The 25,422-nt window shown below is 64.5% G+C and carries 13 protein-coding genes; 3 read left to right on the forward strand and 10 right to left on the reverse strand.

Annotation, left to right across the window (positions count from 1 at the left end; all coding sequences use genetic code 11):
- Positions 1-183 precede the first annotated feature (183 nt).
- The 3 genes from ABS769_RS11685 to ABS769_RS11695 all read right to left on the reverse strand — a co-directional run bounded on the left by ABS769_RS11685 (position 184) and on the right by ABS769_RS11695 (position 7,986).
- Positions 184-3,633: a PAS domain-containing hybrid sensor histidine kinase/response regulator gene (locus ABS769_RS11685; RefSeq protein ID WP_317062237.1), complete on the reverse strand. Its 3,450-nt coding sequence runs from the start codon at positions 3,631-3,633 to the stop codon at positions 184-186.
- Positions 3,634-4,183: 550 nt separating this feature from the next.
- Positions 4,184-6,601, reverse strand: a complete 2,418-nt coding sequence (locus ABS769_RS11690) for a GH36-type glycosyl hydrolase domain-containing protein (protein WP_430544170.1) — start codon at positions 6,599-6,601, stop codon at positions 4,184-4,186.
- Between the two features lie 2 nt (positions 6,602-6,603).
- On the reverse strand, positions 6,604-7,986 hold the full coding sequence (locus ABS769_RS11695; RefSeq protein WP_046932188.1) for an MFS transporter: 1,383 nt from the start codon (positions 7,984-7,986) through the stop codon (positions 6,604-6,606).
- A 157-nt stretch (positions 7,987-8,143) separates the two neighbouring features.
- Here ABS769_RS11695 and ABS769_RS11700 point away from each other — a divergent pair, with 157 nt between their 5' ends.
- Together ABS769_RS11700 and ABS769_RS11705 are read left to right on the forward strand one after the other, a co-directional pair.
- Positions 8,144-8,728 carry a gluconokinase gene (locus tag ABS769_RS11700; protein WP_350498164.1) on the forward strand — a complete coding sequence of 195 codons (585 nt, stop codon included), beginning with the start codon at positions 8,144-8,146 and terminating at the stop codon, positions 8,726-8,728.
- A gap of 606 nt (positions 8,729-9,334) precedes the next feature.
- On the forward strand, positions 9,335-11,065 hold the full coding sequence (locus ABS769_RS11705) for a PQQ-binding-like beta-propeller repeat protein (protein WP_350498165.1): 1,731 nt from the start codon (positions 9,335-9,337) through the stop codon (positions 11,063-11,065).
- A gap of 98 nt (positions 11,066-11,163) precedes the next feature.
- On the opposite strand, the gene ABS769_RS11710 is transcribed toward ABS769_RS11705, so the two are convergent.
- The 5 genes from ABS769_RS11710 to ABS769_RS11730 form a co-directional block, all read right to left on the reverse strand.
- Positions 11,164-11,391 (reverse strand): hypothetical protein, encoded by a 228-nt coding sequence (locus ABS769_RS11710; protein ID WP_006449106.1) that lies wholly within the window; start codon positions 11,389-11,391, stop codon positions 11,164-11,166.
- Positions 11,372-11,821, reverse strand: a complete 450-nt coding sequence (locus ABS769_RS11715) for a 3-dehydroquinate dehydratase (protein ID WP_176341126.1) — start codon at positions 11,819-11,821, stop codon at positions 11,372-11,374. The genes ABS769_RS11710 and ABS769_RS11715 overlap by 20 nt, the downstream gene beginning before the upstream one ends.
- 9 nt (positions 11,822-11,830) lie before the next feature.
- Positions 11,831-12,265: a hypothetical protein gene (locus ABS769_RS11720; RefSeq protein WP_317062240.1), complete on the reverse strand. Its 435-nt coding sequence runs from the start codon at positions 12,263-12,265 to the stop codon at positions 11,831-11,833.
- 308 nt (positions 12,266-12,573) lie between these two features.
- Positions 12,574-16,434 (reverse strand): translocation/assembly module TamB domain-containing protein, encoded by a 3,861-nt coding sequence (locus tag ABS769_RS11725; protein WP_317062241.1) that lies wholly within the window; start codon positions 16,432-16,434, stop codon positions 12,574-12,576.
- Positions 16,431-18,212, reverse strand: coding sequence for an autotransporter assembly complex protein TamA (locus tag ABS769_RS11730; protein WP_115039126.1), 1,782 nt, complete (start codon positions 18,210-18,212; stop codon positions 16,431-16,433). Before ABS769_RS11730 ends, ABS769_RS11725 begins: the two co-directional genes overlap by 4 nt.
- A gap of 180 nt (positions 18,213-18,392) precedes the next feature.
- Between ABS769_RS11730 and ABS769_RS11735 the strand changes: the two genes are divergently transcribed.
- On the forward strand, positions 18,393-21,158 hold the full coding sequence (locus tag ABS769_RS11735; protein ID WP_430544171.1) for a TonB-dependent receptor domain-containing protein: 2,766 nt from the start codon (positions 18,393-18,395) through the stop codon (positions 21,156-21,158).
- A gap of 265 nt (positions 21,159-21,423) precedes the next feature.
- On the opposite strand, the gene ABS769_RS11740 is transcribed toward ABS769_RS11735, so the two are convergent.
- Both ABS769_RS11740 and glyS read right to left on the reverse strand, forming a co-directional pair.
- Positions 21,424-23,013, reverse strand: coding sequence for a tetratricopeptide repeat-containing sulfotransferase family protein (locus tag ABS769_RS11740; RefSeq protein ID WP_350498166.1), 1,590 nt, complete (start codon positions 23,011-23,013; stop codon positions 21,424-21,426).
- Positions 23,013-25,253: a glycine--tRNA ligase subunit beta gene (gene glyS, locus ABS769_RS11745; protein WP_317062243.1), complete on the reverse strand. Its 2,241-nt coding sequence runs from the start codon at positions 25,251-25,253 to the stop codon at positions 23,013-23,015. The genes ABS769_RS11740 and glyS overlap by 1 nt, the downstream gene beginning before the upstream one ends.
- Positions 25,254-25,422 lie beyond the last annotated feature (169 nt).

Below are 25,422 nucleotides of genomic sequence, written 5' to 3' on the forward strand. Positions count from 1 at the left end.
TAAGGGCTGGGTTTTTTGTTTGGAGCGGGGTTCGGGGATTATAACATTTAAGAAAACCCCCCCCGCGCGCCCACGCCCGCTCCTACGCTGCATGGCCTTGCTAGCCGCGCGAGAGGCATTGCCGCATTTTGACAATGCCGCGTGCAACCCTGCATATCGCGGCGCTGCACGCGATGCGCTGGCTCAGCGCTTTTTCGCATCGTGATGCGCGCTCAAGAACGCACGCAACGAGGCCGGCTTCACCGGCTTGGTCAGCAACCGATAGCCACGCGCACGCGCGAGTTGCTTGAGTTCGTCGCGGCCGTCGGCAGTGAGCAGTGCGCCGGCGATCGGCGCAGTTGCGGCGGCCTGCACCGCGTCCAGCGTGTCCAGGCCATCGAGCCGGTCGTGCAGGTGGTAATCCACCAGCATCAGATCCGGTTGTTCGCGCGCGCGCTCCAGCGCCTGGTCCACGGTGCTGGCGGTGATCACTTCCACCTGCCAGCGGCCGAGCAGTGCGCACATGCCGTCGAGAATTTCGCGGTCGTTGTCCACGCACAGCACGCGCAATCCGGCCAGCGAATCGCCGCTGGGCAGGGCGCGTGTGGCGACCACCGGCACGACCGGCGCCACCGGCACTGCAGCGACGCGCGGCAACAGGATCGAAAACATGCTGCCGCGGCCGACCTGGCTGCGCGCACTCAGATCGTGATCGAGCAAACGCGAGATGCGTTGGCAGATCGACAGACCCAAGCCCAAGCCCTGCTCGCCCCAGTCGAACGGCTGCTGATAGCGGCGGAACTCTTCAAAGATCTGTCGCATATGGTGTTCGGGAATGCCGGGACCGGTATCCCACACCTGCAATTCCACCTGCTCGCCGCGCCCGCGCATGCCAAGCACGATGCGGCCCTGGCGTGTGTAACGCAGCGCATTGGCGAGGAAGTTCTGCATCACCCGGCGCAGCAGGCGGCGGTCGCTGCGCACCCATAACGCGCGGCTATGCACCTGCAACTGCAGGCCGCGGCTGGAGGCCACCGGTGCGTACTGCGCAGCCAGTTCGTGCATCAGCGCGCTGGCATCGAAGTCCTCGACGGTGGGCCTCAAGCCGCCGGCATCCAGCCGCGAGACGTCGAGCAGGCCATCGAGCAGTTCCTCGGCCGCACGCAGCGAGGCATCCACACGCTCGGCCAGATGGCGTTGTTCTTCGTTGTTCTGATGGCTCTCGCGCAAGGCCGAGGCGAACAGGCGTGCGGCATTGAGCGGCTGCAACACGTCGTGGCTGATCGCAGCCAGAAAGCGCGTCTTGGATTGCTGCGCCAGCTCGGCCTCGCGCGAGCGGTCGGCCACGCGTTGTTCCAGGTTTTCGTTGGCGTCCAGCAGCGCGCGCTCGGCGCGTTTGTAGTCGGTGATGTCGTTGTAACTGGTGACATAGCCGCCGCCCGGCAGCGCCTGGCCGCGCATTTCGATCACCTTGCCATCGCTGCGGGTGCGCTCGAACACATGCGGCGAGCCGGCACGCATATGGCGGATACGGCGATCGATCTGGTCTTCGGTATCGCCCTCGCCCAACTCGCCGCGCTCGGCGTTGTAACGGATCAGATCCGCCACCGGGCGACCGACATACAGCATCCCGTCCGGATACCCGAACAGCTGCTGGTAACGACGATTCCACGCGGTCAGGCGCATCTCCGGGTCGACCACGCTGACCGCGGCACTGATGTTTTCCAGCGTGGTGGAGAGGATTTCGCGATTGAAACGCAGCTCCTGACCAGCTTCGTCCAGCACCGCCACCACCTCGCCCAGCTCCATGCCCGAGCCGCGCAACAGGCTGGTCAGCACCAGGCGCGCGGAGGCGGCGCCGATCGAAGCAGCAAGCAGGCGCTCGGTAAATTGCACCCAGGCGCGATCGGCCACCACGGTGGGTTGCAGCTCGCGTTCCAGCAGCACCGCCTGGTCGACGAAGGCGCGGTGCGCATGCCGCTCGCCCACCACACGCTCGGCTAGCGCCTGCAGGTCGGCCACGCGCACATGGCCGGGCCAGTCGCCGGCCACCGCCGGACGCTGCGCATACGGGTCCAGGAACGGCGCCGCGCGCAAGCGTTCGTCCACACCCGGACGCCAGCGCGCCGACACCAGCATCATCGCGCCGACGTTGATCAGCAGCGACCAGAACGTGCCATGCGCCAGCGGGTCCCAGCCACGCATGCCGAACAGTTGCTGCGGCTGCAGCCAGGCGATGCCGAACGGGCCGTCCACCAGCCACTCCGGCTGCAACCAGCCCGCACGCGTGGCGGCCGGCAGCAGCAGTGTGTAGATCCAGGTCGCAAAGCCCAGCACCATGCCGGTCTCCACGCCCTTGCGGCTGGCGCCGCGCCAATACAGCCCGCCGATCACGCCCGGCGCGAACTGCGCCACCGCCGCGAAGGCCATCAGGCCGTAGGCCGCCAAGGTGGTGTCGTTGGCCACGCTGCGGTGATAGCCATAGGCAACCAGCGCCAGCAGCAGGATGGCGACGCGACGGATCCACAGCACCCGCGAGGCCACCGCCGCGCGCGCATCGGCGCTGCCGCGGCGGCGCAGCAGCACCGGCATCACCAGGTCGTTGCTGACCATGGTGGCCAACGCGATGCTGGCCACGATCACCATGCCGGTGGCGGCCGAGAACCCGCCCACATAGGCCACCAATGCCAGCACGGTGTTGCCCTGGCTCAGCGGCAGCGCTAGCACCACCGCGTCGTCGACCACCGTGCTGCCCTTGCCGAACAAGGCAACGCCGGCCGATGCGATCGGCACCACCATCGCCGAGATGATCACCAGGTACGCACCGAACAACCAGCGCGCACGCCGGATGTCGCCGACGTCGCTGCATTCCACCACCGCCACATGGAACTGGCGCGGCAGGCAGATCACCGCCAGAAAGCTCAGCAAGGTCTGCGAAATGAAGCCCACCGACGGGGTGTGCTCGAACAAGGTGCGCGCCGAGTCGGCGATGGGCACCTGGTGGTCGCTCAGCCACACCCAGGCGAACAGGCCCACCGCGACGATGGCGATCAACTTGATCACCGACTCCAGTGCGATCGCCAGCATCATGCCGCGGTGGTGTTCGGTGGCATCGACCTGGCGGGTGCCGAACAAGGTCGCGAACAAGGCCATCAACAGCGCCACGTACAACGCCGGATCGGCAAGGATGCCGCGCCCGGCACTGCTATGCCCGGTCAGCACTTCCAGGCTCATCGCCACCGCTTTGTACTGCAGCGCCAGATACGGAACGATGCCAACCAGCGCGATCACTGCCACCAGCGCGGCCAGCCGCCGCGAGCGGCCGTAGCGCGAGGAAATGAAATCGGCGATGGAGACGGTATTTTCAGCGCGGGCGATCAGCGCTAGCCGCTCGATGATGCGCCAGCCGAACAGCAGCAACAGCAGCGGGCCGAGGTAGATCGGCAGGTAACCGATGCCGTTGCGCACCGCCGAACCGACCGCGCCATAGAAGGTCCACGACGAGCAGTAGACCGCCAGCGCCAGGCTGTAGACCGCGGGGCGCAGCCATGGCCGCTCCGGGTACAGCGGACGGCGATCGCCCCACCACGCCACGCCAAACAGCAGCGCGGCATAGCCGACGGAGACCAGCAGCAGGATCCAGCTCGAGACCAATGGGTGTCCTAGGCGGTGCGGTGCGAGCCTGGGAGTTTACGCAGTGGGGATTGGGGATTGGGGGTTTCGCTGCAGGGCGGCTGATCTGCAGCTTGGCTGTAGGGCCCTTGCCCGCCCACCATCGCGGGACACGCCGCAAGTACGTCCATGTAGGCTCTTACGCGGCATCCATGCCGCGTAAGGTCCCGCGACGGTGGGCGGGCAAGGACCAGTCAAGATGGTCGGTGTGCATGGTGCAAGCAATGCATGACGTGCGTTGTTTGGATAACGGCGCGTCCGATCAGCTTCTCACTGCAGGCAGAGCAATAGGCAGGCTTTCAACAAAGCAACCTGCAAACTTTCTGGTGCGGTGCCCTTACCGATTGCGGGACCGTGTGGCGGCATGGATGCCGCCACCGAGCCTACATGGACGTACTTGCGGCGTGTCCCGCGAGCGGTAAGGGCACCGCGCACTCGACTAACCAGGCTTTTGACTGCATCCAATAAGATGCAGATAACAAAAAACTGCGCTCAGCCTCAGGCAGGCGCTAGCTACAGTTTGTTGATCGCTCTAGCCGGGCAGGCGCACCTGCACCTGATACGTACGCCCGGCGACGATGCCGTGCACGCGCTGGTCCGGGCAGCGAGCGCCATCTACTGCCACTTCTACCTGCGTGCGCTCCGGCTCACGCGTCAGCGTCACCTCGAACTGCGCGCCACGGAACTGGCGCGTCACCTGGGCATGCGGCCAGTGCGAAGGTAGCTGCGGGCGGATCGCCAGTGCGTCGCCCTCGCCGACCAGGCCAAACAAACCTTCCAGCACGCAGCGATACACCCAGGCCACCGTGCCGGTATTGAACAACTGGCTCGAACGTCCGGCCGTACGCGGGTATTGGTGCCAGGCACCGCGATAGTAGTTGGGCAGCGACACCGGCAAGTGACCTCGCTGCAGCGCGTCCTCGCGGGTGGGGCCGGGCAGCATCGCGCGCAGAATCTCCCAGGCGCGATCGGCCTCGCCGATCTGGTACAGGCTGTAGAGATAGAACGCCACTGCGTGGTTGTAGACCGCGCCGTTCTCCGCCGCGCCCGGCCACTTCTGCGTCAAGCGTCCCACGTCGTCGCGCATCTGCGTATAAGCCGGCGCCAGCATCATCGGCCCGTATGGCGTGTGCAGTTGTTCGCGCACCGCGTCCAACAATGCCTCGCGCTGCGCCGTATCGGCAGTGCCGGCCAGCAGCGCAAAGCTCTGCGGATTGAGATAGATGCGTCCTTCCACATCCTCGGCGATACCGAAGCGCACACCATCATCGGTAATGCCGCGTGCGTACCAGCTGCCGTCCCACAACTCGCGATTGGCATCGGCGTTGACCGTCTCGACTGCCTGCGCAAATTTTTCTGCCTGCGCAGTGCGGCCTTGCGCGGCGCAGATGCCCGACCACAATCGCAACGCATACGCGGTGGCCACCGTGAGCCAGCCGGATACGCCTTTGCCGCGCCAGCCGACCATGTTCATCGGGTCGCACCAATCGCCTTGCGCGATGAAACTCAAACCCCGCGCATCGCGGGCATCCAGCAACCACTGCATCGCCGCATCCAGGCGCTCGGCCACGCTGAGCGCGTGTCCGTCGTGCGTGCGCACCATTTCATCGAGCACGCTGGCATCGCCGGTTTCTGCCAGATACGCGCTCAGGAAGATCGGCAACCACACGCAGTGATCAGTATGCGGCACCTGGTTGATGTATTTCAGCTCGGCGCCTTCCACCAGCAAAATGCCGTCCGGCATCGCGCCACTGGGTTCCTGCTGCGAGAGCGCGTGCAATAACGCCGCGCGCGCAGTGGCCGGCTGCAGATACGCCATGCCCATGTGGTCCTGCAGATAGTTGCGCGTCTGCGGATCGGTGGTCAGGCGATTGACGTCGCCGTGATAGAACACCTGCCGCGGCAGCCAATGGTTGACCAGGTTGTCCAGGGCCGGATCGGGCGTGGCGATCTGCGCGCAACCCCGCCCGCCCTGCAGATACTGCGCGTAGTCACGCGCGGCGGCGGCAAAGCCGGCTTCGGACAGATAACGCGCACGCAGCGCGGCGATTTCCGCATCGTCCTTGGCCGGCCCGAATGCGAAGCGATACACGCTTGCCGCATCGGCTTCCAGCGTCAGCCGATACTGCAACGCAGCTGCCGGGTTTTCGTAGTGCGCATCGCTATTGCCCAGCTGCTCGGCCTGGATGGCCGAGGGCGCATGCAGACCGCCCTCGCCTTCGAATGCCATCTGCTGCGCATCCCATGCCACCGGGGGCTGCTCGTGCAGCAGGAAGGTGCAGTCCTTGAAATCGCGTTGGCGAAAGTAATCGTCCACCTTCTGATACGGCGCCACGCTGCGGCAGACGATGCCGCTCAGTGCCGGCTCATAAGCGCCGCTCTGATGCATCCACGACATGTAACCGATCGGGAAATACGGATACAGGCTCAGCCTGCGCGTGCGCCCGGACATGTTGTGCACGCGGCATTCCCACAACTCCACCGCATCGTCGGTCGGCAACGCCACGCACAGCTCCACCACGATGCCATCGTGGCGCACACGCCAACGCACATCATGCTTGCCGGCAGAAAACTCGAACTGCTCCGGCGACGCGCGCACCGGTTCGTGCGGCACCGAATACAGCGCGCCGGTCTCTTCGTCCTTGAGGTAGAAGAAACGCCCAGGGTGATGCGCGTAGTACGGTTGCTCGGGCATCATGAAATTGCGCGCTTCCAGCAGCGGCGCATGCGCATATTTGGCCGGCTCCGGTTGCATGAACTGCCCGGTGGCATAGCCGCGGCAGGTCAGCTGCAGCATCATGCGGCGATTCCACAAAAACCCGCCCGCGTTCGGCATCGCGATGGGGCTGTAGAGCGCATAACGCGCGCCGTCGGCGCTGGGCGCCATCAACGTGGAAAGATCTTCGGCGTTGGAGGTTGTTTCGGAATCGGCAATGGACGTTGCAGACACGGTCAGCGATGCTCCTGTTCGTCGCGCTTGCGCGCGGCCAGTTCGTGCTGGATGCGACTCAACAAGCCATCATCGAGCGGATAGAAACGCATGGTCCAGGCCGCCAGCAACGCGACCGCGCCGGGGATCACCGTCAGCAGCAGCACGATGCCAGTCAGCGAGCCGGCAGACTGCGCGCTGTTGGCCACATAGCCCATGCCGGCCAGCACCCAGGCGATGCCGGCCGAGGCCAGTGCACCGCCCAGCTTTTGCGAAAACGTAGCTGCCGCGAATGTCATCGCGGTCGCACGGCGGCCGGTGCGCCACTCGGTGTAGTCTGCGGTGTCGGCATACATCGAGAATGCCAGCGGCGATTTGGGCCCCAGCGCCAGACCGATCAACATGTTCAGCGCAAAGATCGCCCACACCGCATCGGCGGGAATGAAAAACATCAGGCAACTCAACACGCCAACGACCGCCATCAGCGTGGTCATCAGCCGGCGTTTGTCCCAGTGCCGGGTCAGCAACGGGGTGATGCCCGCGCCCACCGCCAACGCCACCGAATACCCGCCCAGAAACAGCCCGGTCAACTCCGGCCGCTGCACGTAGTACTTGAGGTAGTACACGCCGGCACCACCGCGCATGACAATGGTGATCATGATGATCAGCGACAGCACGAACAGCACGCACCACGGCTTGTTCTGCAGCAAATCGGCAATGTCCTGCCGCACAGGCGTGCGTTGTTGCGGCGGCGGTTGCACGCGCTCGCGCGTGGTCAAGGCCACGGTGACGAACAGTGCGACCGCCACCGCGCCGTACAGCATCATCGTGCGTTGCCATCCCAGCGCATCGTTGCCGGCACCGAACCAGGCCACCAGATCCAGCGTGCAGTAATTGACCAAGGTGGTGCCGGCAAAGGCCGCAATGAAACGCAGGCTGATCAGACTGGTACGTTGGCTGCTGTCGGCGGTGATCACGCCCGACAACGCCGAGTACGGAATGCTCACCACCGTATAGGCCAGCATCATCACCAGAAAGCTGATCGTGGCCCACCACATGCGCCCGTTCTGATCCAGCGCAGGCGTGGTGTAGGCGAGCACGCCGGTCACCGCCATCGGCACTGCGCCCCACAACAGATACGGGCGAAATTTGCCCCAGCGGCTGCGCGTACGGTCGGCCAATGCGCCCATCGCCGGATCGGCGATCGCATCGGCAATCTTGGTCAGCAAAATCATGGTGCCCACTGCCGCCGCCGGCAGATGCATGGTGTCTGTATAGAAAATCAGCAAGAACGCGGAGATGTTGGCCCAGTAAAGATTCAGGCCCAGATCGCCGCCGCCGTAGCCCAGTTTTTCGCGCCAGCGCAGGCGCGCCGATGCAGGAGACGTTGCAGGGGATGACGTCATCGGCTGGCCTTGGAGTGCGTTGAACCTGGCCGAGCGCGCCGTTACGCTGGGCGGCCGCTCACCTGGCGAGGAGCGCCGACGCTACACCACGCATCGGCTGCCGCCAACGTGGAATCCGGCAACATGCCGAATCGATCCGGAGATATAACCTGACGTGATGGACACCGCCGCAACCCACACACCCGCGTCCGCTTCGCCCCTGGCCATCGTCGTCATGGGTGTTTCGGGCAGCGGCAAGACCACCATTGCGCAGGCCCTGGCAGCCCACTATGGCTATCGTTTTCTGGACGCAGACGACTATCACAGCGTAGCCGCACGTGCGCAGATGGCCACCGGCCAACCGCTCACCGATGCGATGCGTTTGCCGTGGGTAGAGTTGCTGTCGGCCACCTTGCGCGACTGTGTACATGCGGGCGAATCGGTGGTGTTGGCGTTCTCGGGTTTGCGCGGTACCCACCGCCAATTGCTGCGCCGCAGCGGCGTGCCGATGCGCTTTGTGTTCCTGCATGCGGCCCCGCACGTCATCGCTGCGCGCCTGAGCGCACGCGCCGGCCACTTCATGCCGCCCAGCTTGCTCGACAGCCAGTTGCAGACCTTGGAACTGCCGCTGGATGAAGCGGACGTGGTGTCGGTGGATGTGGACGCGACGGTGCCGGAGGTGGTGCAGGATGCGATCGCGCAGCTGGCGCTGATCGCTCCTGATGCACTGCAGAAAGCTGCGCATTTGCCTCAACGCGCGTGATGCGCTGGATCACGCAGCCGGACCTGACTGTGCCCTTCTCCCTCCGGGAGAAGGTGCCCCGAAGGGGCGGATGAGGGTACGTGCGAAGCCTCGCAATCCAGGCTCCCGAGTGGCTTCGCCCCGTACCCTCACCCCAACCCCTCTCCCACAGGAGAGGGGCTTAATCCGCGCTAGGCGGTTGGCTTGTAGCGATGACACGCAGCTCGATCGCGCCAAGCGCTCCGCACAATCACCATTCGGCCAGATATTGCTGCGCATCGAGCAGACATCGCTGCTCAAATCACGTATGTGATCCACCACACAAGGTGGCGCAAAATTTCCTGGTTACTTTTTGCAGACCGCTGTTCTGTATGGAAATACCAATCGCCTCGACGAATCATTTTCCCTATCGCAGCACGCGTAAATAGTGATGAATCATCACCATTTGTGCGAATACCGAACGCGGTGAACGCAATTTTTTCGAGCTGGTGACACCAGATGCAAACAGACCCGACCGTTGCGTGAATGCGGCGGCGCGCCTGTGTTGCACGGTCACCACAATCGGCCATCTTCAGTCGGCAGATCCGGGGGGATCCAGCGCTTCCTTCCATCAATGGACATGCCGTGATGACCAACTCTATTCGCCGCTTGCGATTTCGCAGTTTGACGCTCGTTCCCTGCCTGCTTGCCAGCGCAGTGGCTTTCGCCCAGTCCAGCCCCGCAACCGCACAACAGCCGGTGTCGTCCCTGGATGCCCAGGCGTTCGCGCGCTCCGGCCAGGTCTGGCGCAGCTTCGGCAACGACCTTCCGTTCGCAAGCCCCAGCAGCTGGCCCAGCGCTGGTGGCGGCTATTTCAACTCGCGCTTCGCACCGGGCGAGTGGAAGATCAATCGCACCACCGCCAAGACACTCAAGCCCGCATGGACCTTGACCACCACCGGCGACATCTCGGCCACGCCGAGCGTGGAAGGTGGAACGCTCTACGTCCCCGACTGGGGCGGCACGCTGTATAGCGTCGACACCCAGACCGGCAAGCCGAACTGGCAGGCCAAACTGTCCGACTACACCGGCAACGCCAACTCTGTGACGCGTAATACGCCGGCCATCAGCGCCAAGAGCATCATCGTGGGCGACCAGGCTGCCGGCACCGTACTGGCGATCGACAAGAAGACCGGCAAGCTGTTGTGGTCGAGTACCGTCGAAGCCAACCCGCAGGCGCGCATCACCTCGTCGCCGGTCATCTACGGCAACCGCATTTACGTGCCCGTGTCCTCCGGCGACTGGGGCAACCTCGACGCGACCCACACCTTCAGCTTCCGCGGCAGCGTGGTGGCTCTGGATCTGAACACCGGCAAGAAGCTGTGGCAGTTCTACAACTTGCCCGAGGGCTACACCGGCGCATCGGTGTGGGGCCAGGTGGCGATCGATCCGATCAGCCGCCGCCTGTATTTCGGCACCGGCAACAACTACAACATTCCCGCCAGCGTGGGTAATTGCGTGTCCAACGCGCGCTCCTACCGCGGCAGCGAACTCACCGTGCAGGACGAGCTCGATTGCATGGCGCCGGACAATTACGTCGACTCGGTGATCTCGCTGAACCTGGACACCGGCAAGCTGGTTTGGGCCAATCGCGCGCAGGGCTACGACGCATGGAATCTGTCCTGCATCGTCGCGCCCACCAATGGCCTGTGCCCGAACACCCAGGCAACCAACCTCACCGGTCCCGATTACGACTTCGGCGGTGCTGGCGTGCAACTGTTCACCGTGTGGCGCGACGGTAAGCCGCAGCAGTTGATCGGCGCCGGGCAGAAGAGCGGCATCTACTGGGCCTTCGACGCCAAGACCGGGGCCAAGGTGTGGTCCACCCAGGTCGGCCCGGGCGGCACCACCGGCGGCGTCGAATGGGGCACCGCGTTCGACCCGTACAAGTCGCAGGTCTATGTGGCCATCAACAATAGCTCCAACGCCAGCTATACGCTGGGGCCGGCCAATACCGAACGTCACAATGGCGGTTCGTGGGCGGCGTTGGATGCAGCGACCGGCAAGATCAAGTGGCAGGTCAAGGTGCCCGGCATCAACCGCGTGAACCCGACCGTGCCGGCCGGCGGCCAGGGCTCGCTAACGGTGTCGCCGAACCTGCTCTATGCCGGTTCGATGGCCGGCAACATGGTCGCACTCGACACCGACACAGGCGCCACGCTTTGGAACTACGACGCTGCCGGCTCGGTGATCAGCTCGCCGGCGATTGCGGACGGCGCGCTTTACTGGGGCGCCGGCTACGGCCGCTTCAACTTCGGCACCGCTGCAACCAGCAACCAGCTGATCAAGTTCGTACCGGACAGCAGCGCAGCCAAGTAAGCGTCAACACACGTGAATTGCGTTGAATGACGGCTAGTCACGGCAGAACAACGGCGCCACCTTCGGGTGGCGTCGTTGTGTGTGGCGGGAACACGCCGCTACAGCCGCGTGACCTGGCATAAGCGGATTTGTCCCGCTTCCAGCCCGTGCGCCTCCGCCGCGCGACGACGCAACGCACACACCAATCCGGCGGCATCCAGCACGCCATCGGCAGGCACCTCCACGCTGTGGGCGAGTTGCCCCCACAGCACCGGCCGACCGTCGCAATAGCCCTCGTAGTCGGCGAAATAATGCAGCTGACGCAGCTCAGGTACCGACGTGGACATCGCCCCGGATCTCCGTGCAGCCCAGATGTTCGAGCGCGATTTCCAACCCCAGCAGATAGCTCTGCGCGCAGTAACCGCGCACCGTCGCAATGCGCTGCCCGAACCCTTCCGGGAGGCATCGCTCCGGCCGGTCCACGCTATCGTCGTGGGCTTCCACAAACGGATATGGCAGCGCGCTGAGCACGCGATGCAGACGCACGCTGTCCACGCAACTGCCCGGATCGATCAAGGCGATTTCCATCCGTGCCTGACCGGCCACACGCAAGGCATCCAGCAACTCCTGCTCGGATCCGCAAGCACGCAACGCCACCGTCTTGCCCGCATCCCCCGCGCATGCCACCAATTGCCGGATGACGGCACGCGGCAACGGCTGCGGACCACGCACCAGCGGCATCGCCGCCTCCGGCCCACGCACGATCATGATCGACATGTCAGCCCCTCAGGCAACAGCGCGCAATGGCGCGCGCAAGGTTGGCAAGCAACGCGCGGCAATCCCCAGCGACATCGCATACGCACGCGGCGCATCGTGCGGCGTGATCACCACCGCCAACGGTGCGTGCTGCGGATGCAGCCATGGCTCCAGTTCCTGCGCCGCATCGGTATGCAGTTCGATATATGGCGTGGGCAACGCATCCAATGCCGCGCGCAATGCCTTTGCATGCCCAAGCGCATGCTTGGACGGCGAAAGATCGCCCGAATCCAGCAATACCAACTCCACCTCCGCATCGCCACCGGCCGCATGCAACTCGGCGATCAAGCTATCCACATCGACACACGCCAACGTACGCAGCGCACGGCCAGCACACTCAGGCAACTGCATCGGCACCAACGGTGCCGGATCAGCCTGAGGACCTTGCAGAATCAGGATACACATCGTGTTTGGCTCAACGCACCACTGTGCGGGAGTGCCAAGGTAGATCTGCCCGGCATAAAGGCACTATCCGCGCCTTGGTGTCCCGGCATAAAGAGTGCGTAATGCCATGCCCAAGAACGGTAACGCGTAATAACTCGAGGCAGACCCGCTCACACATAAACTGTCTGGCATCACTTCGTCAGCGACACCCGAACCGTGCAAACCAACACCTGGCGTACCGCCATTAGCTGGCTTCACGAGGTCAGCAGCTGCTGGCTCCAACCGTCTCTACAAGCACGCGCACTTCATAATGACAAAGCGGAGCCGCGCTACTTCTCTCGCCGCCAATTCACTGACCCCTTGGTCTCCACCGTGCTGGATTCGGCTTCCACGTCGAAGCCGCGGCTGAGCAGGTATTTCAGCGTCAGGACCGAGCCGCTGCCGACCATCGAGACGCCGTAACCGACGTAGAGTTTGGGCGAGAGGTATTTGCCGAAGCCCACCACCGAGCCGACGGTGCTGGATTCGCTGACGCCGGCTTCGTCCAGGCCGAGCTTGGCGCCGATCTGCGAGGCGATCAGGCTGCTGCCGGCCGACAGGGCCGCCGAGGCGGCGCTGACCTGCTGGGTTTCGTCGCTGCTGGCGGTGGACAGGCCGCGGCCGAGCACCAGGTAGGAAAGTGCTTCGGATTGCGACATCGCCGGCTCCGACCACACATCCGCGCGTGGCGATTCTGCGCGGCCGCTGACGTCGATACCGGCGGTGACATCGCCGATCTTGCGTTCGGCGCGCAGGCTCACGCGCGGGTCGGAAACGATGTTGTTGTTCCAGGTCAGCTGGCCGCGGCTGATGGTCAGATCCTGGCCATAGGCCTTGTAGCGGCCGCGCACATCCAGCCCACCGTTGGCGGTCATTTCGCGGCCCGGGCGCGCGCGGATCTGCATCTGCCCGCTCAGACCGCCCTTCAAGCCGAAGCCACTCATGTTGACCTTGTCGCCGAGCACGATGGCAAGGTCCATATCCAGCGGCGAGGCCGGTGCGGCTTCCGGATCTACCGGGTCCAGCACCACCACGTCTTCGGATACCGAGGTGCCGCGATCCAGGCGTTCCAGGTCGATGTCGGCTTCGGGCACGGTGACCTTGCCGCGCAGCTGCATGGTGTTGTCGGTGATGCCGAACTGCATGTCCGGGTTGGCGATGATGCGCAACTCGCTGGTGTTGTAGGCCAGCACATTCTCGCCGCGGATATTCAGCAGCAACGGCGTGGTGGTACCGAACCACGACAGGCCGCCGTCGATGTTGAGCGTGCCCTCGCCCGACTTGGCCGATGCGGTGATCTTGGCCGAGCCATCCGGCAAGGCGTCGAAGCGGCCCTTGCCCTCGCTCAGGGTCAAACCCATCGAGGGATATTCGGCAGTGAAGTTACTCAAGGTGGCATCGCCGCCGAGCAGCGGTTTGTCGCGGGTGCCGCGCAGGCTCACATGGCCTTCGACCAGGCCCTTGGGCTGCACCACATCGGCAATCACCAGCTCCAGCCAGTACAGGCGCGACATATTGAGATACAGCTCGCCGTTGAGCGGCGCATATGCATCCCAGCCGGTATTGAACTTGGCATCGACAAAGCCGGCGCCCTGGAAACCAATACCGAGCTTGCCCTGGATCTGTTGCGGGTTGAAATCGGCCTGCATGCTGAATTGGTCGTAGCGCAGCAACTCACCGCGATTGGGATTGCCGGCCACCGCCGCATAACGGGTTTCGCCCAGACGAATACCACCCTCGGGCGAGGCGATCCGGAACGAACCTTCCCACGCATTGCCGCGCGGCTTGAAGCTGCCATCGAGCGCGAGCTCGCCACGCAGATAGATCTGCCGGCCTTGCTGCTTGGGCAACCACGGTTGCACCAGCGACAACGGCAATGCATCGCCGTGCACCACCATGCCTTCGCGCGGCCAGTTGGCGCTGGCGCACAACGCGCCACCGGTGGCGGCGCCCAGGCAGGTATCGGACAAGGTAAATGCCGCGCCGTCGGTGCTGAACTGCGCCGGCTGCCGCAGCGCCCACGCAGCGCCCTTGGCCGGTGCGATCCGCAGCGTGCCGACCTGGCCCTGCCAACGCTCGCCGTTACGGCGCACATCGCCCTGCAAGGCGACGCTGGCCATGCTGTTGGCGATGTCGGCATCCAGGCGCAAGGCTTCCACCGCGCCACGTGCCTGCACACGCACGCTGTCCAGCACCACGCCGGCTTCGATGGCAGTGCCTTGCAACGCCAGTTGTCCATCGCTGCCGCGCCACGGCAACCGTCCACGCAAACTGATGCTCTGCGCGCTGTAGTCGTTCCAACGCAAGCCATTGCCGACGATGTCGGCAGTGATGTCGGGCGCGTCGCGACGGCCGCTGACCTGCAATTGCCCGCGCACCGTGCCAGTGGCGCCGGGCAACACATCGTCCAGCTGCAGCGGCTGCAGTTGCGCGGCGATGTCGAGCTGGTCGCCGACCTTGCCCTTGGCGTTGATGCGGCTATTGCCCAGAGACAGCTGCAATTCGCCCTCGCCCTGTTCGCCACGCAGGGCGAACTTGCCATTGGCCGACAGCGCGCGTTGACGCAGCTGGCCGGTCAGGGTCGGAATATCCGCAGTGGCTTCGAACCCCGGCGATACGCCGCCGGCCGGTGCCGGCAACTGGCGACCCTTGGAGGCGACCTTGCCAGACAGATTGCCGTTCCAACCCGGCGCAAAATAGCCCGGATCGAACTTGGCCAGTTGCGCGGTGACATCCCATTGCAGCTCCGGCGTCCAGCCCACTTCGCCGGTGAGATCCAGCGAGCCGCCCGGGGTTTTGGCCTGCACCTGCTTGAGCTGCGCGCGTTGATCGTTGCCGCGGCTGTCGAACACCAGCGCGGCCTGTTGCCCGTCGCGTTCCAGCGTGGCGCGACCGATCGCCGCCCACGCTTTCAAGGTGCCGGCCACACCCAGACGCGCATCGACCAGTTCCACCGGCACAGCGGGCGCATCGGGGGTGGCCGGGTCCGGCGTCGGGGTGAAGCGCAAGCCGCTGGCATTGACCGCGAAACGGAAGCTTGGATTCTGGGTGTCGCGGAAATCCGCAGTACCACGCAACTGGGTGCGGCCTTCGAACGTGTCGATGACCAACGGCTCGACCGTGATGACCTGGTCCAGCAGGCTGATATGGGAGGGCTGCAGCGTGGCGCTCAGCTCGCCTTGTTTGACGCTGCCTTGCAGATCGGCGGCGCCGCCCTTGCCGGAGGCTTGCAGGTTCAGTGCGATCGGCGTGGCCGGGGCGGCGTACTGCCCGTTGGTGGCCGGCATCAGCAGCGAGGTATCCAGCGCATCGGTGACGGCCTTGAACGCCCAGGTCGGCGCGTCGCGCCCGGTAAACACCAGGCTGGCCTGCAGCGGGGCCGGCGCGCGGCCGGCGATGGCCACTTCCATCTTGTCCAGATCGCCGCGTGCAACTAGCCCCAGGCTGGCCGGTGTGCGCCCGCGTGCGGCCGGCAACACGGCGGTGGCGGTGAGGTCGGCGCGGTAATCGTCGTTAGGCACATAGTCGCCGTGCAGGCGGAAATCGCCCATGTCGGTGTCGACCACCAGATTGCGCGTGCGCAACTCGCCGGTCGCCACTTCCAGCCCGCCCTGCACTTTGTGCAGGACAATCATCGGCTGCTGCAACTGGGTGATACGCAGGTTGTCCACCGCGATCTTGTCGGCCTGGATCGCCAGCGGCACGTTGATCTGCGGCAACGATTCGGGCCAGCTCGGCAGCGTGAACGGTTCGTCGCTCTTGCCCAGATTCAGGGTGGCATTGCTGACCTGCACCGCATCCAGCTGCAGCTTGCGGCCGAGCAACGGGCGCAGGTCCGGTTCCAGATACACGCGCTCGGCGGTGAAATGGATGTCCTGATAACGAAAATCGACGTCGCGCAAGGTCAGCGGACCGGCGACCGGGCCTTCGACCTTGCCGTAGGTAAACGTGGCGCCGACCGGCAGGCGCGCCACCACCTGCGCCAGCAGCACATCGCGCCCGGCCACGGTCTGCAGCAACCAGTACACCGCGATCAGGGCCAGCAGCACCAATCCCAGCACGGTCAAGCCCGAGCCCACCCAGAACCGGCGCCGGCGATAGAAACGCGCGCGGCGCGGCGCGGGCGGCGGCGTAGGCGTAGGCGTGCTCACAGGTTGGCCCCGATATCGATATAGAGCTGAAACTGCGAGTCGGGGTCGTTCAGGCCATGCGCGATGTCCACGCGCACCGGTCCCACCGGCGAGCGCCAGCGCAGACCGAAGCCGATACCGGTATGCCAGTCGGGCGTGTCGTCGAAGGCGCTGCCGCTATCGACAAACACCGCGCCGCCCCACGGGCCGCCCTTGAGGTAATGCTCGTACTCGGCGCTGGCGGTGACCACGTTCTTGGCACCGAGCGCGAATTCGTCCGGCCTGGGCGTGCGTGGGCCGACTTCGCGGAACGCATAACCGCGGATGCTGTTGGCGCCACCGGCAAAGAAGCGCAGGCTCGGCGGCATCGCCACCAGATCGCTGGTCCAGGTGGTGCCGCCTTCGCCGCGCAGGATTACCCGGCCGTTGTCGCCGGCGCCCAGAAACCAGCGCAGCTGGCCGTAGACCTGGCCGAAGTTGGTGTCCGAGCCGGCGCCTTCGGCACCGCCGCGGATGAACGCCTGCCCGGACACGCCACTGCGCGGGAACAGGCGGTCGTCGACGTTGACGTAGTTCACCTGCAACTGCGGATAGACCAGCGTGGAAGTCTCGTACACCGCACCTTCGAAATCGTCGCCACTGCTGAAACGCCAGCGCTCGCGCAAGGCGTTGATCGAGGCGATCGCGCTCCAGCGCTCGTTGATCTGGCCACTGCGGCTGCCGGTGAGTTTGACGTTGCGCAGGTCGATGTATTCGGTCTGTTCGTCGTATAGCCGCGCCGAGGCGGTGTACCAGCCATCCAGCCAACGGAACGCCGGCACGCGGTAGCTGGTGGTCAGGCTCTTGCGGTTCTGCGCGTAGTCCAGCTGCGTGTCCATCTTGTGGCCGCGCGAATTCACGTAGCGCCGCTCCACGCCGCCACGCACACCGGCGCCGCTCTCGCTGCCGTAGCTCAAGCCCGAGGTGTAGACGGTGCGCTTGGCGCGGGTGAGCTTGACCTCCACCGGCACGCGGCCCTGGTCGTCGGCGTCTTCGGGCTTGGGCTGGATGTCGATGGTGCTGAAGTAATCGAGTTTGGTCAGCGACTCGCGCAGGCGATCCAGCTTGCCTTCGTGGTAGTAGCTGCCTTCGTCCCAGTACACCAACGGGTCGAACAGGCCTTCGCGGAAGTAGTCGTAATCGAAGTGCACCTTGCCCATGTCGTAGCGGCGGCCGCTGTCCCAGTTCAAATCGATATCGGCGGCATGCTCGGCACGCGTCACCGCGACCCTGCGCTGGGTGAAGTCGGCATCGAAGTAACCACGCTCGGCCAGGCGGCGGGTGATGCGCACCTTGCTGGCTTCGTACTGCGGGTGGCTGAAGACCTGACCCTCGTGCGGCTCGAACTGCTTGAGGTCCTGGCCCAGGTAGCGGTCCTGCTCGGCCCAGCCGGTGATGGAGATATGCGACTGCCGCACCCGCACCGGCTCGCCACGCTCTACCGTGATCACCACCGTGACCTTGTCGCCTTCGCGCGGTGCGGCCAGTTCGATGGTCGGCGAGTAGTAGCCGAACGGCTCCAACGCCTCACGCGTCTGCCGCTCGGCCTGCGCCAGCAAATACTCGATGCGCGACTCGCCCTGCTCCTTGCCGACAGCCTCATAAAGAGACAGGGAGACTTCGATGTTCTCGATCATCTCGGCGTCGTCGTCGCCGTCCAAGCCTTTGATTTCGATCTTGTCGATGGTTCCGCGGGCAGCCGCTTGCAGCGGAACGAGCAGGGTGCACACCAGGGAGAGAGCAAACACGACTTTAAGCATCGGCAAAGGATACCCAGCCTGGGCGTGAAGGGACAAAAAATCTAAGCAATCTCGACTATACGGACGCGCATGCGCTGGTTAGAGTCGGGGTGTTGTTAACGTTTCGTTGACAGCATGCCAAGCGGCCCTCCCCCGGATTGCCGCGCGCCCTGTTCCACACCTTTGGAGAGAGAGGTTTTCATGAAGCGTCATCTATTGGTCAATGCCGTCTGCGCCGCCCTTGCATTCCCGTCGCTTGCCCTGCCGTCGCTTGCGATCGCACAGAACAAGGACGAAGTGACCGAATTGAACAAGGTCACCGTGACAGGCTCGTTGATTCCCCGATCGCAGGTCGAAACGGCCAGCCCGGTGTTCTCCATCACCGCCCAGGACATCCAGCGCCGCGGCTTCAAGGATGTCTACGACGTGCTGCGTTCGCAGCCGATGGCCACCGGCTCGGTGCAGGACGGCCAGTTCAGTGGCGGCTTCACTGCCGGCGCCAAGTCGCTGAGCCTGCTCGGGCTGGACCCCGGCTTCACCCTGGTGCTGATCGACGGCCGGCCGATGGCCGACTACCCGCTGCTCTACAACGGCCAGAGCAACTTCGTCGATCTGGCCAGCGTGCCGGTGGGCATGGTCGAACGCATCGATGTGGCGCCCGGCAACCAGTCCTCGATCTACGGCTCCAGCGCCATTGCCGGTGTGGTCAATATCATCCTGAAGAAGCACATCGACGGCGTGCAGATGAATTACCGCATGGGCACCTACGACGGTGGTGGCGGCAACAACCAGCGCTTCCAGCTCACCGGCGGCAGCACCCTCGGCAAGGCCGATATCGTCTGGGGCCTGCAGCTCAACAATCAGGACCCGATCTACGGCTACCAGCGACGCGATTTCGATTCCACCTCCGACAATCCGGACCCGACCCTGCGCTATGGCTCGCGCATCGCACTGCACAACACGCCAACCACTTACATTGACCCGGGCGCCGCAAACTGCGATGCACTGGGCCCGCTGTTCAACGGCTCGGTGCAATACGACAACCGCGCCAATCGCGGCAACTTCTGCAGCAGCCGCACCGAGCCCGGTTACGCCAGCATCCTCAACAAGGAACGCAGCGCCAGCGGCTATGCCAACCTGACTTACGCTTTCAACGACAACACCGAAGGCTACGCAACGCTGCTGCTCAATCGCACCAAGGTGGAGGTCAACGGCGGCTCGCGCTTCTGGCAGACCTCGTCCGACACCGGCGGCTTGTTCTACAATCAGGATAGCCAGCAACTGGAGAGCTACCAGCGCATCTTCGCGCCCGAAGAAGCCGGTAGCCCGACCTTCAACAACGACCGCCAGACCGCCGATTCCTACAACATCGCCGCCGGCATCAAGGGCGGGCTGGGCGCCAGCAACTGGACCTACGATGCGTACTACGCGCGCGCCGAATACCGCATCGACAGCCGCCAGCAATGGCCGTTGGCCGACCGCATCGAAGATTTCTTCCGCGAACAGTTCCTGGGCGCGCCGCAGGGCGACTTCTCCGGCTACCCGATCTATTCGCCCAACGATGCCAACTTCTATCGCGCGTTGACGCCGGCGCAGTACCGCAGCTTCAACGACGAGATCCGCACCAAGTCCAGGACCTGGACCCAGAACGTCAACCTGCAACTCACCAACACCGAGTTGTTCAGTCTGCCGGCCGGCGCCGTGGGCGTTGCCGGCGTGCTGCAGGCAGGCAACCAATACTGGGAGAACCCGACCGATCAACGCGTCATCGCTGGCGATTTCTATCAGCTGACCGGCACCCAGGGCAGCGGCAAGCGCGAGAATTGGGCAGCGGCGTTCGAGACACGCGTGCCGATCCTGAGCACGCTTACCGCCAACCTGTCTGGCCGCTTCGACGACTACAAGAACCAGGGCGGTGGTAGCGATTCCAAGTTCACCTACAAGGCCGCGCTGGAATTCCGCCCGACCGATTCGCTGTTGTTCCGCGGCAACTACGCCACCGCGTTCAAGGCACCGGACATGGCGTTCACCTTTGCCGGCGATAGCGGCTTCTTCCAGGGCGTCAACGACTACTACCGCTGCGCGCTCGAAGAACCCGGCGTGCCGATCGCCGACTGCACTTACGCCGGCACCAGCATCCAGGGCCGCCGTGCCGGCAATCCCGAGCTACAGTCGATCACCGCCAAGTCCTTCGGCTATGGCGTGGTGTGGTCGCCCAGCGCGCGCTTCAGCGTCAATGCCGACTACTACAACATCAAGATCGACCAGAAAGTCAGCGACCTGAGCACCGACAATCTGTTGCAGACCGAATCGGCCTGCCGCCTGGGAAGCCTGGATATCAGCTCGCCCACCTGCGTGGATGCGTTGTCGCGCATCGATCGCACCGCAGCCGATGCCCCGGTTCCGAACCGCTTGAGCAATATCCGCATCAACCCGGTCAATATCTCCAACGAGGAAATTTCCGGCGTGCTCAGCAAAGCGACGTACAACCTGGCCACCGAATCCTGGGGCCTGTTTGTCTTCGACGCGCAATACAACTTGACGCTCAAGCACGAAAGCCAGCAGTTCCCGCAAGATCCGGTGCGCGATCTGCTCAGCGAGCCGTTCTTCTCCTCCGAGTTCCGCAGCATCGTCAATGCCTCGGTGACGTGGCAGAAAGATGCATGGACCACCACGCTGTTCGGCCAGCGCAATGGCCGCACGCCCAACTTCGTCGCGCAACAAAGCACCGATGGCTATGCGGTGGAAGGCGCACGCAAGGTCGGCGCGTGGACCACGCTCAATGCAACGCTGGATTACGCGGTCAACGACGACATCTCGCTGACGGCGACGGTCAACAACCTGGCCGACACCCGGCCGCCGCGCGACCGCACCTACACCAGCTACCCGTACTACAACATCTTCAATTACACCGGCTACGGCCGTTCCTACATGCTGGAATTGAACTGGCGCTTCGGCGCGCACTGAGTCACTGCGTTGCATTCGTCCAGCGGCAGCCACAACGGCTGCCGCTGGCGTCTTTGGCCCATGCAGGTTCGGGGCAGGCACGTTCGGGGCGGGCAAGACGCATCCGTCAGTTGTCTATCCGCTCCAAGGCAAAGCGTCCAGGACGTCGCGCGCGTCGTCGCAGCCGGATCGCCTGCTGCTCACTGAGAGAGTGCGTCGGCCGTGCAGGTAGATTGAAGACACGCGCAGGTCTTCAGGCGTGGCGCCTCAGATCTGTTCGGCCCCGCTAATGCAAGCCCACGTCGATCAGGCCTGCCTGCAACAATGCCTGCCGCAGCGGCTCCAGCTGCGTGGCATAGCGCCGCCATTCCTCCACGTTGCGCCCATGCACACCCTCGCGCACCTGCACGCTGCTTAGCGTGGCCGATGCGGCCGCATTGCGGGTGATATCGATCTGCCCAGGCTCGATCTCCAACCCACAGCGCAGCATCAACTGCTCCAGCACCATGGATGGCTCACGCACCATCTGCGCGTAGTCCACATCGATCACCCGGCCCGGCAACGCAGCGCGCCATTGCGCCATCAACGCGTGATACGCCTGATAGTGACGCGCCAGCGTGTGCAGATCGTAGCTGTAGGCATAGGAATCGCCGAACAGCGCACGGTAATTGGAAAAACACACCGCCATCGGCTCGCGTACCAGATGCACGATCAACGCACCTGGCAAAGCACGCGCGATCGCGCCGATCGCCACCGCATTGGTCGGCAACTTATCGATGTACCAGCGCGCCGATCCGGCGCGCCACTGCGTCTGTTCCAGATAGCGCGTGCCGATCTGTGCGTAATCCAGCGTTGGCAGCGCCTGCAGCAGGCGCGCATCCAGCAGGCTGCGGCCGGCCTGGTCGGCGCCCCAGCGCAGCTGATGGCCGAAGTCGTTCAATTCGCCGGCCGACACGATCTGCAAATGATTGCCCAGCATTCGCTCCAGAACCGTGGTGCCCGAGCGCGGCAAACCCAACACGAAGATCGGTTGCGGGCCTTGCGCGTTACTGGATTCCTGCGCGGCGAACACGCCCTGGTCAGCCAATGCACCCAACTGCGCGTACAGCGCTGCTTCTGCGTCGGCATCGTGACGCAAGCGCGCATGCATCACCGCATTGCCATGCTGCAGAGCCTCCCAGGCGGCATCGGTCTGGCCAAGGTCTTCGAGCTCCTTGTACAGCGCGAACGCCAGCCCGGCGTGATCTTCGCTGTCGGGCTTGGCGAGCTGCAGCTGCTGACGTAACTGATCGAGATGATTGCTGCTTGCAGTCTGACGGCGTAGCCGCGCACGCGTCAGCGCGGCGCGGCCATAGCCTGGCGACAGCGCCAATGCACGATCCAATGCCTGCGCTGCATCGTCTAGGCGATTATTGAATTGCAGTTGCACCGCAAGAAAGAAGCGGAAATCCGGGCCATCGAATCCGCACGCCTGCGCGCGCTGCATCATCGCCAGTGCTTCGACATGTTCGCCGAGGGATTGATGCACATGCGCGAGCAGCGCCAGGGTCGCACCATCCTGGCACTGCATCACCGATGGATGCCGTAGCAATACATGCAGTTCGCGATGCTCGCCGACGCGTAACAAGGCTTGCGCCACGCGGCAACGCATCGCCACGTCGTCACCAAGGTTTCTGGCGGCCAGCCGTAACTGCGCAACCGCCTCGCGCATCTTGCCGTTGGCCAACACGGTGCCGGCCAGCAGCACGCGTGCGGACACATGGGTGGGGTCCACTGCCAGCAGCGCCTGCAATGCAGACGCCGCCACACCCAGGTCGCGACGTGCCAACGCCGCCTGGGCGGTCTGCCAGTGCACCGCGCCGGCGGACGCTGCCATCAGCTGGACAGATGCTCGATGGCGGCGACGCTGCCGAGGCGGTCGCCGAGCTTCTTCAGCAACGCGAGCCGATTGGCGCGCAGCTGCGCGTCTTCGGCGTTGACCATCACACCATCGAAGAACGCATCCACCTGCGGGCGCAACCGCGCCAGGCGCGCGAGCACGGCGACATAGTCGTGGCGATGCAGCGCATCGCCGGTATCGCCGATGGCCGCTTCCACTGCTTCGGCCAGTGCTTCTTCGGCCGGCTCACGCAGCAGGCTGGTGTCGATATCGCCGGGAATCTCGCCCTCGACCTTGCGCAGGATATTGCGGATGCGCTTGTTGGCTGCGGCCAATGCTTCGGCCTCGGGCAGCGTGGCGAAGATGCCGATCGCATCGATGCGGCGGTCGAAGTCGTAGAGGGAACCGTGGGTCGCGCCCAGGTGCGCTCCTACGCCAAGCGCTGTAGGAGCGCCCTCGGGCGCGACCGAGAACAAGGCAGCGACCGCATTGAAGTGCGTGGCAGGCACGCCCTTGTCTGCGTAGTAGCCGCGCAGGCGGTCTAGGATGAAGTCGAAAATCTCCGCATCTTGACCAGCCAGCGCCAAGGCGGTGTGTGCTTCTTTTTCAACAGATGGCGGCAAAGCAGCGCCGGCATCTTTTGCCTTGGTAATCGCAGTTTCTGTCTTAAGCAATTGTCTGGCACTTGCTTGGACATTGATCTGATTCCTAGCCTCTACAAGCAGATTCTTCACATCCAGCTCAAACCCACTCTCAATCACCGTCCGCGCCAACCCCAACGCATTGCGCCGCAGCGCGAACGGATCCTTGTTGCCGGTCGGCTTCAACCCGGCCGCAAAGCCACCAGCCAACGTATCCAACCGCTCGGCAATCGCCAACACCTTGCCCAACGGCGACAACGCAATATCGTCGCCGGCAAAACGGGGTTGGTACGCTTCATCAATCGCCAGCGAAATCTCGCCAGGCTCGCCAGCAGCCTTGGCGTAATGTCGGCCGGCAATGCCCTGCAATTCCGGAAATTCGTTGACCATGCGCGACTGCAGGTCGTTCTTGGCCAATTCCGCGGCGCGACGCGCCTGCACCGGATCGGCACCAACCTGCGGAGCAATAATTTCGGCCAGCGCAGCCACGCGCGCCACCTTGTCGGCCACCGTACCCAGCTTGGCCTGATACGTGACGCTGGTCAGGCCCGCACCCATCGCCTGCAGCCCCTGCTTGAGGTCTTCGTCGAAGAAGAACTTGGCATCGGCAAAGCGCGGACGGATCACCCGCTCGTAGCCCTTGGCGACTTCGGCCACATCCTTGGAGACGATATTGGCGATGCCGATGAACTGCTCGGTCAACTTGCCGCCGGCATCCAGCACCGGGAAGAACTTCTGGTTGATTTCCATGGTTTCGATCAGCGCTTCCTGCGGCACCGCCAGGAAATCGCGCTCGAAGCTGCACAGCACCGCCGACGGCCACTCGACCAGGTTGACCACCTGATGCAGATTGTCCTCGCTGATGCGCGCACTGCCGCCGGCCTGCTTTGCGGCCGCTTCGACTTCTTCCACGATGCGCGCACGGCGTGCGTCCGCATCCACCAGCACGTGCGCAGCGCGCAGCGCTTCGACGTAATCGCCCGGTGCAGCAAGCGCTATCTCGCCCTGATGCATGAAGCGGTGCCCGCGGGTGAGGCGATCGCCACGCACGCCCAGCAACTCGGCTGGAATCACCGCATCGCCGAACAGCAACACCAGCCACTGCACCGGCCGCGCGAACGCGTATTCGTGCGCGCCCCAGCGCATCGGTTTCGGGATCGGCATGGCGGCGATGGCTTCGCGCAGGATGTCGGGCAACAAATCGGCGGTGCGCGCGCCCGATGTCACCGCGCGATGCACGAAGCGCTCGCCCTTGGCATCGCTGGTGCGCTCCAGCGCGGTCCAATCGATGCCGGCCTTGCCCGCGAAACCGGCCAGCGCCTTGGTCGGCTTGCCCTCGGCATCCAGCGCGATGTTGAGATACGGGCCCAGCACTTCGGAGCGCTGCTCGGGCTGCTCGGTGGCCACACCCGGCAGCAGCACCGCCAGACGGCGCGGTGTGGACAGCGGCTTGGCATCGCCACGCGTGACCGCAACGCCGCGCTTTTCCAGACCGTGCAGCACGCCATCGAAGAAGGCCTGCGCCAGACCCGGCAGCGCCTTGACCGGCAGCTCTTCGGTGCCCAGTTCGATCAGCAGGGGAAGTTGTTCGCTCATAAGACGTGGACCTTTACGTGTTCCCTTCTCCCGTCGGGAGAAGGTGCCTCGAAGAGGCGGATGAGGATACGGGCGAAGCTCTGTGGAGTTTGGGTGCACGAGGGCTACGCCTCCGTACCCTCACCCCAACCCCTCTCCCGGTGGGAGAGGGGCTTGCTGGTCCTTCTCC

The sequence above is a fragment of the Xanthomonas hortorum genome (genome assembly GCF_040279205.1).
GTDB classification, from domain to species: domain Bacteria; phylum Pseudomonadota; class Gammaproteobacteria; order Xanthomonadales; family Xanthomonadaceae; genus Xanthomonas; species Xanthomonas hortorum_F.

Coding starts and splice junctions, on each gene's coding strand:
- ABS769_RS11710 (WP_006449106.1), bottom strand. CDS start 11,391: ATGTCCACGTCGGTACCTGAGCTGCGTCAGCTGCATTATTTCGCCGAC.
- ABS769_RS11715 (WP_176341126.1), bottom strand. CDS start 11,821: ATGTCGATCATGATCGTGCGTGGGCCGGAGGCGGCGATGCCGCTGGTG.
- ABS769_RS11695 (WP_046932188.1), bottom strand. CDS start 7,986: ATGACGTCATCCCCTGCAACGTCTCCTGCATCGGCGCGCCTGCGCTGG.
- ABS769_RS11720 (WP_317062240.1), bottom strand. CDS start 12,265: ATGTGTATCCTGATTCTGCAAGGTCCTCAGGCTGATCCGGCACCGTTG.
- ABS769_RS11740 (WP_350498166.1), bottom strand. CDS start 23,013: ATGGCAGCGTCCGCCGGCGCGGTGCACTGGCAGACCGCCCAGGCGGCG.
- ABS769_RS11730 (WP_115039126.1), bottom strand. CDS start 18,212: ATGCTTAAAGTCGTGTTTGCTCTCTCCCTGGTGTGCACCCTGCTCGTT.
- ABS769_RS11705 (WP_350498165.1), top strand. CDS start 9,335: ATGACCAACTCTATTCGCCGCTTGCGATTTCGCAGTTTGACGCTCGTT.
- glyS (WP_317062243.1), bottom strand. CDS start 25,253: ATGAGCGAACAACTTCCCCTGCTGATCGAACTGGGCACCGAAGAGCTG.
- ABS769_RS11700 (WP_350498164.1), top strand. CDS start 8,144: ATGGACACCGCCGCAACCCACACACCCGCGTCCGCTTCGCCCCTGGCC.
- ABS769_RS11735 (WP_430544171.1), top strand. CDS start 18,393: ATGAAGCGTCATCTATTGGTCAATGCCGTCTGCGCCGCCCTTGCATTC.